A 15,741-nucleotide genomic window follows, 5' to 3' on the forward strand; every position below is an offset into this window, starting at 1 on the left:
GGCCTTGCTCGCGCAGTGCTACATCAGCACAGGCAGGAAGCCTGGAAGAGGGCTCGCTGCCTCGAGCGGTTCCACGCCGGTCCATTCGGAGTCTGCGGCATTGGCGGCGGCCGGCGCGGCGTCGAGCTCGTCGCCAAGCGGCAGCCGCCTGGCGTAGGGCGCCGCAAGCAGCTGCACGCCGCGCTCGTTGATCGCAAACATCGGCGTGAAGTTGGCGAGGTCGCCGTCGTCGATCAGCTCGGAGCGGCGGCTGTCCAGGATCAGCCAATGGCCATCCAGCCGCGCCGCCAGCACGGCATGATCCTGGCGGATGGCGCGATCGCGGCCCAGCACCAGGCGCAGCTCCCCGGGCGGGAAGCCGGCTTCGCTGAGCGCGATGTATTTTGCGATCGCGTAATCCTCGCAATCGCCCTTGCCGGTGGCGAAGGTGGCGAGCGGCGCGGTCCAGCGGTCGGCCTCGCCGTATTGGGCGAAGTCGCTCACATAGCGGATCGCCTGGTTGACGGCGCGGTTGGCCTCATCGAGCCGGTCGCGTCCGGTCTTGGCCTTGACCGCATTGATCAGGCGAAGGAACTGCGCGGCATTGGGTGGGCAGCCGGTCGCGTTCTCGCGGCACTGCTCGAGGACGGTCCGCTCCCTGGCGAGATCGGATTCGAGGCCGCGCCATTTGCGCCACAGGCCGTTCTCCGGCGCGCGAAAGGTGAACAGGCCGAACGGCTCGGTGCCTTCGGGCGGAAGCGGCTTGGCCGCCGGCAACGCATCGGTCGCCGTATTCGGCGGCGTCAGCAAGGCGGTGCGAATGGCGTTCGGACCGCGGCCGCGCTGGCGGTCGAGCTTGGCCAGGACGTCGGTGATGGTGAAGAAGGTGGCAGGCGGGCGGTTCGAGGCGGCATCCGACGCCGGCGCAAGCTCGCCGGCGGGAGCGCCGAAAGAGAGTTCGTCCGCGGCAAACGCGGACGGCGCAACGCAAAGACTTATTGAAAATGCAGTCACGGCCATGACGGCCGACGAAGCAAACTTCAGCGACTTCATATGACGTCCCCAATGCCGGGGACCGTCAACGTCTGTGCGTCGATCTGCGTCCCCGCTGTTATCGGGACGCAGACTGGCGCCTTGGCCGCTTAAGCCGGGTTAAGTGGAGGGGGCCGTACCCTGGATTGTCGAGAAGGCGGTCAATCCAGGGTTTGCTGGTTCGTTCGAAATTGAACGACTTGAAGTCATGTCGGTTAACCACGGAGTCCGTGGGCCGGATCAGCGCTCGCGCAGCGCCTCGTCACGCAGCAGGCGGGCGGGCTTCACGATGTAGTCCAGCACGGATTTCTCGCCGGTCAGGACTTCGACCGTGGTCACCATGCCGGGAATGATCGGCAGCGGATGCTGCTCGGTGCCGAGATGGTTCTTATCGGTGCGCACCATCACCCGATAGAAGGTTTCCTGACGCTCGGTCCTCTCCGCCTTGTCGTCGACGATCGTGTCGGCGCTGATGCGCTCGACCTTGCCCTTGAGCGATCCGTAGACCGAGGAGTCATAAGCGCTGATCTTCACCACCGCGTCCTGGTTCGGACGGATGAAGGCGATATCCTGGGGACGGATCCGGCCCTCGACCAGCAGGGTGTCGTCGAGCGGCACGATATCCATGAGGTTGGCGCCGGGCTGCACGACGGCACCAATGGTGCTGATGTTCAATTTATTGACGATGCCGTGGACCGGCGCCTTCAGATCGGTACGCCGCACCCGGTCCTGGGCTGATTTGATGTTCTCGTCGAGAACGGCGAGGTCGGCACGCGATTTGGCGAGATCCTCATCGGCCTGCGAACGGAACGACGCCGTGATGTTTGCGATCTTCGACTGCGCCTCGGCGAGCTGGCCCTTCATCTCGGTGGCCTGCCGGTCAAGCCGCAGCATTTCGATCTCGGGCACCACCTTCTGCTCATAGAGCTTGCGGGTCAGGGTCTGCTCGCGTTCCAGAAGCTTCAGCGAGCCGGTGAGGCGGGTGACCTGCTGATTGAGCACGTCGATATCCTGCGCGACCTTCTGACCCCGCATCTTGAACACGCTGGACTCGGTCGCTACCGCTGCGGGAACCATCTTGTCGAGATCGTCCGGGAAAGTGATCTCGCTTCGTCCACGTGCCTCGGCGTCGAGGCGGGCCACCCGCGCCGCCATCGCCGCGCGGCGCTCGCGGATCTCGCCGAACTCGGAGGCGAACTTGGTATCGTCGATGCGCATCAGGGACTGGCCCTGCTGAACGATGTCGCCTTCGCGCACCAGGATGTCGCCGACGATGCCGCCTTCGAGCGATTGCACCACCTGCATCTGCCGCGACGGCACGACGCGGCCGCTGCCGCGCTTGACCTCGTCCAGCACGGCAAAATGCGCCCAGACCACAAACGTCGCCAGCAGCGCGCAGGACGTCCACAACAGCATGCGGGAAGTGCGGGGCGTGCGCAGCAGCGCCGCGGACCGGATGTCGTTTGCAAACGCAAAATCGGAAGACGCCATAATATTCGCTCGTTATGCAGATTTCGGCTGGATCGTATTCTCGGGCGCAGGCGCCGCGGATGCAGGCTTGCCCTGGAGCAGGGCGAGCACCTTGTCGCGCGGGCCGTCGGCCACCAGGCGGCCGTTGTCGAACAGCAGCAGGCGATCGACCATGTTCAGCAATGACAGACGATGGGTCGAAATGATGATGGTCATGCGGTCGTCGCGCAGCCCCTTGAGCCGCTCGAGGAATTCCTGCTCGCTGCGAATATCGAAATGCGCGGTCGGTTCGTCGAGGAAGAGCACGCGCGGCTTGCGGATCAGGACGCGCGCCAGTCCGATCGCCTGCTTCTGGCCGCCCGACAGGCTGCGGCCGCCCTCCGAGATGGGCATGTCATAGCCCATCGGGTGGCCGGCGATGAAGCTCTCGACGCCCGAGAGCCGCGCGGCAAGCAGGATTTCCTCGTCGGTCGCCTCCGGCTTGCCGAGGGCGATATTGTCGCGCAGCTTGCCGTAGAACAGGTCGGTATCCTGCATCGCAAAGCCGATGCCGGCGCGCAGGTCCGAGGGATCGTATTGCCTGGAGTCGACGCCGTCGACCAGGATGCGGCCTTCCTTCGGCTCGTAGAATCCGAGCAGCAACCGGCCGACCGTGGTCTTGCCGGATCCGACCCGGCCGATGATGCCGACCTTTTCTCCGCCCTCGATCCTGAAGCTGACTTTCTCGAGCGCGTTGCCCGGCGCGTTGGGGTAGGCAAACGACACGTTCTCGAAGGCGATCTTGCCGTCGTCGATCCGTCTTGCGACATAGGATCGGGTCGGCGAGCGTTCGCGCTCGATCGACATGATGCGGTCGATTGCCTTGAGGGATGACAGCGTCTGCGTTCCCTTGGTGATGACGGAGGCGATGCCCGCGATCGGCGCCAGGATGCGGCCGGCGAGCATGTTTGCGGCGACCAGCGCGCCGACGCTCAGCTTGCCGTCGAGGATCAGGAAAATGCCGACGACGACGAGGAGCAGGCTCGTGATCTGCTGGGCGGTGCTCGCGCTGGTCAGCGACATCGACGACCAGAAGTGAACGTCTTCACCGGATCGGGCGGTCGCCGCGACCGAGCGTTCCCACAGGGTCTGCATCCGCGCCTCGGCGCCGGTCGCGCGGACGGTTTCGAGGCTGGACAGGGACTCGACGAGCACGCCGTGCCGGGCGGCGGATTCGGCCTGCAGGCGCTTCATCGCGCGATCGAGCGGGCGCTGCAGCAGGAAGCCGATCAGCATGACCAGCGGGAGCATGACCAGCGGGATCCAGGCCAGCGGCCCGGCGATCATGAACAGCACGCCGACGAACAGGATCGCGAACAGCAGGTCGGTCGCCGAAACCACGCTTCCGGACGTGAAGAATTCGCGCACCGAGTCGAAGTCGCGGAGCTGGTTGGCGATGATGCCGACCGAGGTCGGCCGCTGCGCCATCTTCACCGACATCACGTGCTCGAAGATGTTGGCGGCGAGCACGACGTCGATGGTCTTGCCGGTCACGTCGATCATGCGACTGCGGACCATGCGGAAGATGAAATCGAAGACGATGCCGAGCCCCATGCCGATCGAGAGCGCGATCAGGGAGGGGATCGCGCCGTTGGGGATGACGCGGTCGTAGACGCTCATCGTGAACAGCGGCGTCGCCAGCGCGAGGATGTTGGTCAGGAAGGCGGCGATCGCGATGTGTCCGTAGCTGCGCCAGTGCGTCTTCACCACCGACCAGAACCAGTGGTTGTTGGGAATGTCCCCTGCGGCGACGGTGCGTGCGTCGGCCTGCGCGGCGCTTCTCACCAGGAACGCGTAGCCGGTATAGTCCGAGGCAAGCGAAGCGATGTCGGCGACGCGCGGGGCATTCGGCGCGGCCGGATCGACGATCTTGACCGTCTTGCTCGCTGTGTCCGTGCCGAGCAGGATGAGCGCAGAGCCGTTCTTCATGATCAGGACGGCCGGCAAGACCAGCGCGGGAATGTTCGAAATATCGCGCTTGATCGCCTCGGTCTCCAGACCCGCGCGCCTTGCCGCGCGATCGTAGAGCGAAACGGACAGCCGCCCGTCCGTGATCGGAAGTCCGCCGAGCAGCGCTTCGCGGCTGACGGCGCGGCCGTGATGTGCCGCGAGAAAAGTCAGCGATGCGGTAAGGGGATCGTCGCCGAGTGCGCGCGGCCGAGCGGGCGCGGCAGGCTTCGAAGTTGCATCATCCGGCGAAGTGCGAACGGCGTCAGCCGCCGCGCTGGGGGTTCGAAACAACAACTGAAACCTCGACAACCAAAATGGAAATGCAGAAATCGCATTCGATGATTTCGGGCAGGCTACAACAAACGGCGAACAAAATCAGCGAAACTTGCTTTAAGTATTAATACGGGAATCGAAAGGGCCCCATTTGGGGCCCTTCCGGAAGTCCTGATTCTGGTTGGCGGCCGCTATTGAGCGGAACTCGGGAAGGCCGACAGCAGCCAGTGAGGCTTCGTCGAGGCATAAGAACTCGCATTCGCCGTGACCGACGGATCCGCGTAGATCACGTTCGGGCCGTCCGCAGCGCTCTTCTGCTGCTGCATCCATTCGGCGGAGCCGGGCACCGAAGCGGTCGCGGTCGAGCCGGTGAACCGGTCGGCAAACCCGACATCCTTCGCCGGCTGGGCCGACGCATAGCCCCCCTTGTAGCCCTTGGCCGGGCGGACCGTGGCAGTCGGGCCCGGAACGGCGACGTGCAGCGGCTCGGAGCCGGTTTGCGGCAGGTTCACGCGAAGGGTGGGGAAGGAGTAGCGCGGCAGGCCGATCGACAGCATGTCGGTGGGCGCGGCGTCGACCGGCGGAGGAGCCTTCAGATATTCGATCAGGGTGCCCATCGCGGCCAGCAGCTGGTAGTCGGCGAAAACGACGACGCTGCGGGCGGAGGTGAGCGAGACCGATGCGTTGAAGAACTGGTTCTGCGCGTTGAGCAGGTCGATCAGGGAGCGCTGACCAAGCTCGTATTCCTTCTGGAAGGCCGCGATGGTCTTGCGGTCGGCTTCCAGCTGACGCGTCAGCGCCGCGATGCGCGTTGCCGTAATCGTACGGGCATTCCACGCCTTGTCGATCGATTCATAGGCGTCACGCTGCAAGCGCGCGTGGCGCATGGTGGCTTCGGTATAGCGCTCGGCCTTCTCCGACCTGTTCCAGGCGTCCTGGCCGCCGCGGAAGATGTCCCAAGACATCACCACTTTGCCGCTGTAATCCTCGTGGGTCACGGCGGGATTTCCCGGTGCGGTCACGTACGGGAAGGAGTTGTCATAGTGGGTCGCCCGTCCTTCGAGATAGAACTTGGGGCCGAACGTGCCGTCGGTCGCCTTGAACGCATGTTTGGCGGCGTCGGCGTCGGACTGGGCCGCCGCAATCGTCGAATTGAACCGCAGCGTGGTCGCCAGCGCTTCGTCGCGGCTGTGCGGCAGTCCGCCGAGCGGGGCAGGGAAGCGGACATTGATCGGCTCGAGGCCGACAACCTTGCGATACTTCGCCCTGGCGTCATCGAGGCTGCGCTGGAATTCGGCAAGTGCCGCGCGCGCGCTCTCGACACGCTCACGAGCTTGCTCCAGGTCGCCTTCGCCGGCGCGGCCGCCCGAGAAGCGGGAGTTCACGTTCGCAAAGATCTTTTCGTGGTTGGCGACGTTCTGTTGCGCGAGGCTCACCAGCCGGATGTAGCGCACGACGTCCATGTAGCCTTCGGCTGCGTCGAGGGCCAGCAGCTCGGTACGTTCCTTGACGCGGGAGGCCGCAGCATTCACGCGCGCGGTCTGGCGCCAAACGTCATAGATCGAGGAGAAACCGTCCCACAGCAGCTGACGCACAACCACCGATTCCTGGCTGCCATTGCGCCAGGGTCCTGAGCCAACCGTCGGTGTCTGCACGGTATTGATAACGCCCGGAGGTTGATCGAATTTTTCCGGTCCATAGCTGGCATCGATGCGCACCTGCGGCAGCAGCGTGCTCTGCGTCTGTCTCAGCTCGCTTTCCGTCGCGCGCCGATTCGCGGAAGCTTCACCCACGCCGGGGTTCGTCTGCATTGCCTGGCGCAACGCATCGTTAATGGAAAAAACCTCGGCACGCGCTGACGTTGCCGCCAGGCAGAGGCACGCAATTACCGTGTATGCCGATCTCATTATCCCCGCCCCTACTCACAAATAATATTACGTAGAATCTGGCGAAGGCTAACAGCGGACGGTTCCGCAACCTATGACATTTCCGCCACACAGCGGCTCTAAGTGGGCTCGATGGATCGTGCGCTGGCGGACAAAGAAATTGAGATTTTTATTAAAATTCAATGTTTTGACTGGTGTTCCGTGACCGTTGGAGCTGGTGCCCGCCGGCAACACCGGCGATCGGAACCGGAGAGGTCAGTTAAGGTCGTGTTAACGCGCGGCGAGCAGCCGCCTACTGCTCACGGCAGGTCGCCAGGTAGGTTGCAACCAAGGGCGTCGCCTTGGCGTCCGGCGAGGGGGCGGCCAATTGGCTGGTCAGCTTGTAGAGCGACTTGCTGGCAAAATAGAACCGGAAGATCTCGGCTGTGGACTCGTCCACGCGGGTCGCAAAGACCGACGCAGCCGTGCGGTGGGCGGCCGCAAAGACATAGGTGGTGAGCTTGGCTCCTTTGCCTTCCGTCGCCACAGAGGTCCCCCAGGTGACCGAGAAGGTTTCGCCATCGATCACCACCGATGGCCGGATCGTATCCAGATCGTCGTCGATCCACTGAACGTCGCCGGCCTTGCCCGAGGGCCCAGCCTCGACCCGCTTGCCTCGCGGCGTGTCACAGGTGAACCTTGAAGGCTGAGCTATCGCTGCGCTTGTCGTCGCCAGCAACAACAAGACGCAGCCGACCGACCTCCACATTGGTTTTCCCCTCTGCAGTTGCGTTGGTTGGAATCATACTGGTGGCTCGGCCCGGCCCGCGCAACTCGGTGATGTACGGACATGGCCGGGTAGGCTGCGCGCCCGTTTCCAGGTGATCGCGATGGGACGTCGGAAGACGAGCCGTCACTCCGGCGCGATCGGATGCGCCGGACGCTCGATCGATGGCCTGAGGTTGTCGAGCTCGACGAACACGTCAGCGTGCCGGCGCAGCTCATCGGCGATCATCGGAGGCTTCGTTCGAATGCTGGACACGACGGTGACGCGCACGCCCATCCGCCTGACGGCTTCGACAACGGCGCGCAAGTCGCCATCGCCCGAGAACAGGAACGCATGGTCGATGCGGTGCGCGATTTCCAAGGCGTCGACCGCGAGCTCGATACCGATGCTGCGCTTCATGCGCCGCCGTCCATCGCCGTCGTCGTGCTGTTTGGCGGCCTTTCTCCTGACCGCATACCCGTTGTAATCGAGCCAATCCACCAGCGGCCGGAGGCTGCTGAACTCGTCGTCGTCCCTCACCACCGTGTAGAAATATGCACGGACGATTTGCCCATGTTTACCGAACTCCGCGAGCAGTCGCCGGAAGTCGACCTCGAAACCGAGACTCTTGACGGTGGTGTGCAGATTCGCACCGTCGATGAAGAGTGCAATACGATCGGTCATCTCAAGTCCCCATGAGCCCCGGATCAGTTGCTGTACGCTTTGGTTCTGAAATTCCTCGAGCGCCGGGTGGGGGAGCGCCCTCATTGAAATGGCTAATCCTAGAACATGGAACCCGCAGGGAAGAAGCGGAAAGTTTCAACATCGCCGATGCGCTTCTCTCATCCGGCAGTTGCTGATCCGATAGCGGGCCGGAGCGACGCGGGCCGATTTTCATAGCGGGGCCAACCTGATCGTGCGCGTATTGATAAGGCGCCGGTCGAGCGACCGGACCGAACCTCGCCTTGCGGCCCTAGCGGTCGTAGCCGCGCAAGAATGCTGCCATCCGCGCGCCGGCGATGCCTGCGTCGTCGGGGCGCGTGCCGGCATCAGGCAATGGTGCGGCGCAATCGCACTGACGAGCAGCCGCCCGCAAGGTGATCATTGCGCCGCCAACGAAACTACATCTAAAATGATTGCAATGTACCGACGCTGTTTCGCGCCGATGCGGTATTTCGAGATACCACTTTTTTGCAGATACGATTTTTTATCGATACGAGTTTCGGATCGCTCGGTTTGGAGCACCATCAACAGCAGCAGGCGCCAGCGGCGCAGGCATCACGCTGCGCGCGCGGCTCGACCGGCGCGGAGGCGGCTCGCACTGGCAGGCTTGCAGTGACCGACGCGCAAGCGAGAGCTGCGGTCGAGGAGCGGCGCGGCGAGACGTGGCGAAAGCGCGCCAGACGCCTGGCCGTTCTCTCGCTCTGCATTCTGCTGTCCTGTTGCGGTGCGGCTCGCCAGGCTGTCGAAGGGGAGGCGGATCCGGCGACGGCGAGCGCAACGGAGCCGACGCCGGACACGGCAACCGCGCCCGCAGCGGCCAAGGTTGCGGAAACCGTCAACCTCAACGGCGCGCTCGCGGAATGCCGCAGCGCGTTTCCGGATCAGATCGCACAGGCGGTGGCGCGGACATCATGCGTGATCAAGGCGACCGATCTTGTCCGGCCGCTGCTGCCGTTTCCTGAACTGCTCGATCGGGAGAACGCGCTGCGCAAGGCGCTGGCCGAGCAGGTGCAAGCAAGGACAATGTCCCTGCTCGAGCGAAACGTCCAGATCCAGAAGCTCCATGCGCAACTGCTCGACGAAGAGCACAGCAGGCTGCCGCCGGCGCCGGCCGACGCGAGCAAGCCGCCGGCGGCGGTCACGCAATGGCGACAATCCAACCCGGAGGGGTGTGGCCGGCTCGGAGGCGATTCGGGGAGCTGTTATTGAGCGAAAGGCTGTGTCCGGCCTCTTTCCGCGAAGTGGCTCGCTAACCTTGTGCGTCCGAAGGGAACCTGGGCGGTCCGTGCCGATCCTTTCACAGGACGATGAGCCGTGGCAGATAGTGGATGCTTTGTCGGGATCGACGTCGCGAAGCTGAAAAACACAGCGCGATCGCCGAAACTGGCTCGGAAGGAGAGCTTCGCTCTTTCCGAAAGTCGACGCTTTGGTGACTTGCATGCGCCGGTCCGCTGAACGGATCGCGAGCCGGTTTACCCGTGTGCATTTCTATTGCGAAGCGAGCTTATCCCGCAAGGCCGCGGATTGCATCGCGTGCCGGTCTCTCAAGAATACTTTCATATTCGTCCCATGATCCACGGGTTGTCCCAAGCGATGAGCACTGCAATGGTCAGTAGGGCGATGACATGGAGGAGGAATTCAGTTCTCGTGACGTTGAACATCATTCACCTAATGCAACGCGACAGATCGATCCTTTGCCTGCTGGACGCCGCCGGCAAGCGCCTTCGCATATAGCTCGCGCGCCTTCGTCACGTCACCGCGCGTTCCGTAGGTCTTCCACGCGGAAAGAACGAGGGGATCATATGTCTCCGCGAGCATGAAGCTCGCCTGTGCGCTACCCGTCTCGGCAGCGAGTTCGAGCACGATCCGCGCTGCGCCAATATCTCCTTGGCCGAGCAGGGCGGTGGCGCGTGCCAGCAACCTGGCCGCCTCGGGACCGCCTTGCGCCTCAGCGACCGCTGGCTGCTCTGTCGCGGCCGCCTCCGCAGCTTCAGTCAGCGTGGATTCGCGGCCCGGTGCCGGCGCATCGGCCCGGTCGCGCTCCTTCTTCAGAGACTGTCGCAGCTCTGCCGTCGCGCTCTTGGCGGCCTTCTTCACCCGCATCGCTTCGCCGGCCTTGCTTGACAGCGCCAGCTGGGTCTCGAGGTCTCGCCGAGCCCTCGCAAGCGTGCCAGTCAGCGCCTCGGCCCTGTCGTGCTCCGTCTTCAAGGACTGTTGCAGCTCGGCCATGGCGCTCTCGGCTGCCTTCTTTGCCTGCACAGTCTCGTTACCTGCCTTGCTTGACAGTGCCAGTTGGGTCTCGAGGTCGCGTCGCGCTCTCGCAAGCTCGCCGGTCAGCGTCTCGGCCCTGTCGTGTTCCTTCTGCAGAGACTGTCGCAGGTCCAACATCCCGCTCTCGGCGGCCTGACTGAGCTGCGTCGCCTGATCGCGCGCTCTGTTCGCCTGCGCTACCTGCATCTCAATGATCTGCTGCGCCTTCGCCAGTTCACTTGCTAGAGCCTCTGCGCGGTGCCGCTCCTTTTCAGAAGATTGTTGCGCTTCCGGCTGCATTGCCCCCACACCTTGCTTGCCTTGCGCAATATCCCGCGGTGCCTGTGAGATCGCCCGGTCGGCCTGCTGATGAAGGGCCGGATCCCGCGCCGATGAACCGGCCTTTTGCTTGTCTTGGCTTGGGACCAGCGTCTCTTGCTTGACGGCCTCCACATGTGCTGTGCTAGGCCTGACGTTATCCTGCTCACCAATGTATCGCGTCACGTAGGCGACGACCTCGGCGTGGAAATACCAGCCGATGAACGGCGCCCCGACCATCACTGCGGCAATCGAGGAGATGGCAAACCAGCGCCGCGCTGTCGGTCCGCGCGCCTGTTTGCTCTGCGGGGCCTGCGCTTCAACCCGGACGCCAGCGACAGGGTCCGCGTTCGCAACCAGACGAGTTAATTCCCTCACCCTCGCACGTTCGGCTAGGCCCGAGGGAAAGCAAAAGGTGCGGGGCCCTGGCGATGCCGGGGAGGCGATCGATCCAGTTACCTTTGGCGGGATAAGTTCATCTTGCAGAATAAATTCGTCACCTTCCTCTGGAAGATGCATTGTTTGCAAATGCGTCGGCCTGATCTCGCTTGGCTCGCCATTTTTCCGAACCCACCCACGCCCCTCAGCCGACCACTGAGCAGATTCGAAGCTTGCGCTTACGTCATCCTCAAGAATGACGAATGTCCCATCCTTTGGAGCGGTGTCGATCGCGCGGCGCATGTAAAAGACGCCTATTCGAAGCGGTTACACAGTTTTTTAGAAGGACTTAGCCAATGCGCGGATTCTACTCCACCCCAAGAAAGGCCTCAAGTCATTTGGGTCTTTGGCGGTAGTCCGACCGCAGCGCAGCGGGCGGCAACCTACTAGGCTGCGCGCGCCACGGCTGCAGGCCGAACTCGTCAGCCGGTTTCGGGCTAAAGGAGTCAAATTCGTATTTTTGCGGATCAATGTTAACTCCCGTGCCAGAACGGATCACCGCTTATGCGCGCGGACGCCTTGTGACTGCGCCAGAGCTCTTTCGGCCTCGGTTATCGCCGCGTCAGTTGAGCGGAGCCAACCGTTGTCACCGCTGGCGCTGGTGCAGACCAACCAGGTATTCCCTGTGCAATTGGTGATCCGAATACCAGCGTAGCGCCGGCTCCGAGCTCTCGAACACGTGAGGTGAGCCACCGCGAGCGCCGGAAACCAGGCGGCCTGCTGGATCCGCACCTCATGGCCAAAGGCGCGTTTGAGCTAGGCTCTCGTAGGGGAGATCTGTTAGCCGCACCGCACTGTCTGCTGATTCTGGTTCAAAGGGAAATGCCTATCCTGATCAGATCACGCAAGCGGTGGCGCGAACGGCCTGCGTCATCAAGGAACTGGTATGGCCGCTGTTGCCGTTTCCGGGCTGCCCGATCGGGAGAACGCCCTGCGCAGGCATTGGCAGAGCAGGTTCAAGCAAGAGCGATGTCCCTCCTCGCGCGAAACATCCAGATGCAGAAGCTTCATTCGCAGCTGCTCGTGGTCACCTGACGTCGCTTACCCGTCTCCCGCTCGATTTCGCGCTTTGGACGCCGTCACCGTATTCGCACGGAGCGGTTAGGCTCAAATGTCGCGAAATGCCGAAATGCCTATAATTTAAGAGGTTTCGTGCGCATGACTTTGGAGCGGGATACCCGAAGAGGGCGCCAGCCGCTACGCCGGTAGGGTTAATAAACGATTACCAAGTGACAGCTTTCTCGCGACGCATTATAAGAAATTCCTAGTTGGCCTTGGATTTTGCCCTGCCAACACATTGCGCAAATTTCATGTAAAAGGGATATTTTCCTATGCTGAAGCTCTACATCCAGACCACCGAAGCCTTCAAGCGTCTCGCCTCGGACAAGGACGGCGTTGTGTCGTTCGAGTACGTGATCGTCGCCGCCTGCATCGTCGCCGCGGTTTCCGCCGCGTTTGGTGCCGCCAATACCTCCGGCATTTCGTCCGTGCTGAAGACGGCGATCACCAACATCGGCAGCGCCGTCAGCTCCGCAGTCACTCCGGCCGCGTAATTCCAGGTTGGGCGCTGTTGGCAGGTTGTTCTGCCAACAGCTGTCAACTAGCGGGATTGATGTGTGCAGGCTTGAGAGGAGTGTCTTCTATGCTGCAGTCTTACATCAAGATCACGGAACGGTTGAAGCAACTGTGCACGGACCAGGGCGGCGTTGTGTCGTTCGAGTACGTCATCGTCGCGGCTTGTATCGTCGCCGCCGTTTCTGCGGCGTTCGGCGCGGCCAACACTGCCGGGATCACTTCGGTGCTGAATACGGCCATCACCAACATCGGCACCGCCGTCAGCACCGCGGTTACGCCTGCCGCCTAAGTCTAGAGGCGGCTCTACGGAGGGGGGCATTATTTCGTGTCCCCCGCCTTCTTCTGAGGCGATTTTTTCATGAATTGGATTGCGTCCACGACCTCGTGTCTGGAAATCGTATTGTTGTTCTATGTCGCAACGATCGATATCGCGACACGGCTGATCCGAAACGAAATTTGTCTGGCTCTGGCATTCCTTGGGATCGTCAGTCAATTGGCCAGTCCGATGCAGATCGGCCAGTCGCTGATCGTCGCCGCAATTCTGTTTCTGGTGCTCTTCGTGATCTATCAGCGGGGAGCGATCGGCGGCGGCGATGTCAAGTTGCTGGTTGCCCTTGCGATCGGTCTTCCGCTGACCGGTGTGATCGAGTTGCTGACGGCGACTGCATTGGCCGGCGGCGTTCTGGCCGCGTTGCACCTGATCATGCGCCGCCTCCCAACTCCGCGTCTGGCGCCCGGCGGGTCGTCACTTGTGCGCCGGGTCTATGCAGTCGAGCGCTGGCGGCATTTACGACATGCGCCGCTGCCTTACGGGGTCGCCATCGCATGCGGCGGTATCTGGATCATTTTGAGCAAAGGATTTTGACATGTCGTCCGCATTGCGCGTCTCCATCATCATGGTGCTGTTGCTTGCAGCAACGGCACTTGGGATCATTGCCTTCGGCCTGAACCAGCCGAAGGACCCGGTCGTTGCGCAGGCGATCGCGGAGAAGCCGGCTGCTCAGCCCGCGCCCGCGTCCGCGACCGTCGGCTACTTCGTCGCGACACGTCCGTTGTCGAAGGGGACGCTGGCGCGGGACGAGGATTTCTCCGTGCGCCAGGCGGCGCCGAACCGTGTCCCGGCAGGCGCGATCCTCGAAACGCCCGACAGCAAGGCCGGGCTTCCCGGGTCTCTGGTTCGCAAGTTCGTCGACGCCGGCAGCGCCATCACCCTGGATGACATCCTGCGTCCGAAGGATCGGGGCTTCCTCGCCAGCGTTCTGGCGCCGGACAGCCGCGCGATCAGCATCAAGGTCGACGAGGAGACTGGCGTCTCCGGCTTGATCAGGCCGGGCGACAACGTCGACGTGGTCTTGACTCAGGTGTTCGAGAAGGCGGACCCGGTGAAGCGCGCCGTCAGCGAAACCGTTCTATCCAATGTGCGCGTCATCGCGATCGACCAGGAGATTGCGCAGGGCGGTCGTCCCATCACCAACGCTGTCCCAGGCAAGACAGCGCAAACTGTATCGCTCGAGCTTAAGCCGGATCAGGTCAAGAAGGTCGCCGTCGCAAAGCAGCTTGGAACGCTTTCCCTCGTCGTCCGGGCTGCGGCCGAGCAGTGGGATAAGGCCGACACCGGTGTGACATCGAGTTGCGACGTCTCGCCCGAGCTGGCGCGCCAGAGTGCGGTTGCGGGCCAGAGCACCACGGTGGCGATCTATTCCGCCAGCGGCATGAAGCAATACTCGGTCAGGAAGCAGGATGCGGACGACGACTACCGTGCAGGTTGTGACGGGCCGTCCCCGCTCGAGGCTCAGACGACAGCGGCGGCCAGTGACACTGGCAAAGCGGCGGAGAAGCGGTGATGAGTGTGAACATGGCAGTTGTGGAACAACCCGAAGACACGGCGTCCCTTGTTGCGCGCAACCGTATCGTTTGCTTCGTCAACGACGAGCTGAGCGCTGCGGCGCTACGCAAAGGCCTCGAGGGCAGCAATCTGGTGATCCGGCGTGGCACCATTCGCCATGCTACGCGTATGCTAGAGACCGACACCGACCTCTTCGCGCTGGTGACTGACATCAGCGGCATCGATGATCCATTCACTGAGCTGGAGCGTCTGGCGAGCGTCTGCCCGCCCGATGTCCGGGTGTGCCTGATCGGCGAGAACCGGGAAATCACCTTCTATCGCGAACTGATGGAGATCGGCCTTACCGAGTACCTTCCGACGCCGATCACGCGCGATATGGTACTGGACCAGCTGCGTCCGAAGCTGCTTGGCGACGTCGCGCCCGTTCATAATGACCGCGGCGGGCATGTGGTGTCGATCTGTGGCGCGCAGGGCGGCGCAGGCGCGACGAGCATTGCGATCAACCTCGCGATACAACTGGCAGAGACCACCAAGGCCAAGGTGGCGCTGCTCGATCTCCATTTGCAGAATGGCGAAACCGCGGTGATGCTGGGTGTCCGTCCGGGACCTGGTTTGCGCATAGCGCTCGAAAATCCGATGCGGGCAGACACGCTGTTTCTGGAGCGGACGGCAATCGAGGTGAACGATCGGGTTTGCCTGATTGCTGGCGACGAGGACCTCGACGCCAAGCTCGACATCACCGAGGCGGGCGTGCGGCACGTGCTGGGCTTGCTGCGCCAGCGGTTCAACTACGTCGTGGTCGACGTACCGGTGCCGTTCCCGGCATCGATCTATCCGGTGATCCAGATGTCGCGTCACGTGCTCGTGCTGCTGGAAGCCGAGGTGACCGGCTTGCGCAACGCCCACGCGCTCCGCAACGCCGTCACCAACATCGCGGGCAAGGACCGGGTCTTCACGTTGCTCAACCGTTCCGGCCGGCCCGGCGGCCTGCCCAGGGCGACGATCGTCAAGGCGCTTGGTGCCGAGCCCGACATGGTGATCCCCGATCTCGGCAAGGGAATGACCCAGGCGGTCAATCTCGGCGTTCCCGCGCTCAAGCACGTATCCGGTTTGCGGCGTCACCTGGCTCCGATCGTACGGGAGATCACCGGCGTCGGCGCCAACAAGAAGGCCGGGTGGAAGAGGTGGCTTGGGCTATGAAAAAGTTCGGCAGGCGC

Annotated in this window: 13 protein-coding genes; 6 read left to right on the forward strand and 7 right to left on the reverse strand. The window is 63.0% G+C overall.

Features of this window, described 5'->3' with window-relative positions:
- Nucleotides 1-18: 18 nt before the first annotated feature.
- The 6 genes from FBZ93_RS35430 to FBZ93_RS35455 all read right to left on the reverse strand — a co-directional run bounded on the left by FBZ93_RS35430 (nt 19) and on the right by FBZ93_RS35455 (nt 8,058).
- Nucleotides 19-1,032 carry a transglutaminase-like cysteine peptidase gene (locus tag FBZ93_RS35430; protein ID WP_146992041.1) on the reverse strand — a complete coding sequence of 338 codons (1,014 nt, stop codon included), beginning with the start codon at nt 1,030-1,032 and terminating at the stop codon, nt 19-21.
- Nucleotides 1,033-1,251: 219 nt separating this feature from the next.
- Entirely contained in the window at nt 1,252-2,502 is a 1,251-nt protein-coding gene (locus FBZ93_RS35435) for an HlyD family type I secretion periplasmic adaptor subunit (protein ID WP_146992042.1), read from the reverse strand.
- Between the two features lie 12 nt (nt 2,503-2,514).
- Nucleotides 2,515-4,761 (reverse strand): type I secretion system permease/ATPase, encoded by a 2,247-nt coding sequence (locus FBZ93_RS35440; RefSeq protein ID WP_146992071.1) that lies wholly within the window; start codon nt 4,759-4,761, stop codon nt 2,515-2,517.
- 173 nt (nt 4,762-4,934) lie between these two features.
- Nucleotides 4,935-6,650, reverse strand: a complete 1,716-nt coding sequence (locus FBZ93_RS35445; protein WP_146992043.1) for a TolC family outer membrane protein — start codon at nt 6,648-6,650, stop codon at nt 4,935-4,937.
- A gap of 271 nt (nt 6,651-6,921) precedes the next feature.
- Nucleotides 6,922-7,377 carry a hypothetical protein gene (locus FBZ93_RS35450; RefSeq protein WP_146992044.1) on the reverse strand — a complete coding sequence of 152 codons (456 nt, stop codon included), beginning with the start codon at nt 7,375-7,377 and terminating at the stop codon, nt 6,922-6,924.
- A 144-nt stretch (nt 7,378-7,521) separates the two neighbouring features.
- Nucleotides 7,522-8,058, reverse strand: coding sequence for an NYN domain-containing protein (locus tag FBZ93_RS35455; protein ID WP_074126523.1), 537 nt, complete (start codon nt 8,056-8,058; stop codon nt 7,522-7,524).
- Nucleotides 8,059-8,709: 651 nt separating this feature from the next.
- Between FBZ93_RS35455 and FBZ93_RS35460 the strand changes: the two genes are divergently transcribed.
- The gene (locus FBZ93_RS35460) at nt 8,710-9,306 is read left to right on the forward strand and encodes a hypothetical protein (protein WP_146992045.1); all 597 of its coding nucleotides are present in this window, start codon (nt 8,710-8,712) and stop codon (nt 9,304-9,306) included.
- A gap of 459 nt (nt 9,307-9,765) precedes the next feature.
- On the opposite strand, the gene FBZ93_RS35465 is transcribed toward FBZ93_RS35460, so the two are convergent.
- Complete coding sequence (locus FBZ93_RS35465; RefSeq protein ID WP_146992046.1) at nt 9,766-11,346, reverse strand: hypothetical protein; 1,581 nt, start codon at nt 11,344-11,346, stop codon at nt 9,766-9,768.
- A 1,088-nt stretch (nt 11,347-12,434) separates the two neighbouring features.
- Here FBZ93_RS35465 and FBZ93_RS35470 point away from each other — a divergent pair.
- The 5 genes from FBZ93_RS35470 (at nt 12,435) to FBZ93_RS35490 (ending at nt 15,724) form a co-directional block, all read left to right on the forward strand.
- The gene (locus FBZ93_RS35470; RefSeq protein WP_146992047.1) at nt 12,435-12,656 is read left to right on the forward strand and encodes a hypothetical protein; all 222 of its coding nucleotides are present in this window, start codon (nt 12,435-12,437) and stop codon (nt 12,654-12,656) included.
- 89 nt (nt 12,657-12,745) lie between these two features.
- The gene (locus tag FBZ93_RS35475; protein ID WP_146992048.1) at nt 12,746-12,967 is read left to right on the forward strand and encodes a hypothetical protein; all 222 of its coding nucleotides are present in this window, start codon (nt 12,746-12,748) and stop codon (nt 12,965-12,967) included.
- A gap of 69 nt (nt 12,968-13,036) precedes the next feature.
- On the forward strand, nt 13,037-13,543 hold the full coding sequence (locus FBZ93_RS35480; RefSeq protein WP_146992049.1) for an A24 family peptidase: 507 nt from the start codon (nt 13,037-13,039) through the stop codon (nt 13,541-13,543).
- A gap of 13 nt (nt 13,544-13,556) precedes the next feature.
- The gene (gene cpaB, locus FBZ93_RS35485) at nt 13,557-14,522 is read left to right on the forward strand and encodes a Flp pilus assembly protein CpaB (RefSeq protein ID WP_246667780.1); all 966 of its coding nucleotides are present in this window, start codon (nt 13,557-13,559) and stop codon (nt 14,520-14,522) included.
- On the forward strand, nt 14,522-15,724 hold the full coding sequence (locus FBZ93_RS35490; protein WP_246667781.1) for an AAA family ATPase: 1,203 nt from the start codon (nt 14,522-14,524) through the stop codon (nt 15,722-15,724). The genes cpaB and FBZ93_RS35490 overlap by 1 nt, the downstream gene beginning before the upstream one ends.
- The last annotated feature ends 17 nt before the right edge of the window (nt 15,725-15,741 follow it).

The organism is Bradyrhizobium macuxiense, assembly GCF_007993935.1.
Classification (GTDB): domain Bacteria; phylum Pseudomonadota; class Alphaproteobacteria; order Rhizobiales; family Xanthobacteraceae; genus Bradyrhizobium; species Bradyrhizobium macuxiense_A.

Bases quoted from the DNA above. Each gene is read 5' to 3' on its own strand.
- FBZ93_RS35430 (WP_146992041.1), bottom strand. From the start codon at position 1,032: ATGAAGTCGCTGAAGTTTGCTTCGTCGGCCGTCATGGCCGTGACTGCA.
- FBZ93_RS35435 (WP_146992042.1), bottom strand. From the start codon at position 2,502: ATGGCGTCTTCCGATTTTGCGTTTGCAAACGACATCCGGTCCGCGGCG.
- FBZ93_RS35445 (WP_146992043.1), bottom strand. From the start codon at position 6,650: ATGAGATCGGCATACACGGTAATTGCGTGCCTCTGCCTGGCGGCAACG.
- FBZ93_RS35450 (WP_146992044.1), bottom strand. From the start codon at position 7,377: ATGTGGAGGTCGGTCGGCTGCGTCTTGTTGTTGCTGGCGACGACAAGC.
- FBZ93_RS35455 (WP_074126523.1), bottom strand. From the start codon at position 8,058: ATGACCGATCGTATTGCACTCTTCATCGACGGTGCGAATCTGCACACC.
- FBZ93_RS35465 (WP_146992046.1), bottom strand. From the start codon at position 11,346: ATGCGCCGCGCGATCGACACCGCTCCAAAGGATGGGACATTCGTCATT.
- FBZ93_RS35470 (WP_146992047.1), top strand. From the start codon at position 12,435: ATGCTGAAGCTCTACATCCAGACCACCGAAGCCTTCAAGCGTCTCGCC.
- FBZ93_RS35475 (WP_146992048.1), top strand. From the start codon at position 12,746: ATGCTGCAGTCTTACATCAAGATCACGGAACGGTTGAAGCAACTGTGC.
- FBZ93_RS35480 (WP_146992049.1), top strand. From the start codon at position 13,037: ATGAATTGGATTGCGTCCACGACCTCGTGTCTGGAAATCGTATTGTTG.
- FBZ93_RS35490 (WP_246667781.1), top strand. From the start codon at position 14,522: ATGAGTGTGAACATGGCAGTTGTGGAACAACCCGAAGACACGGCGTCC.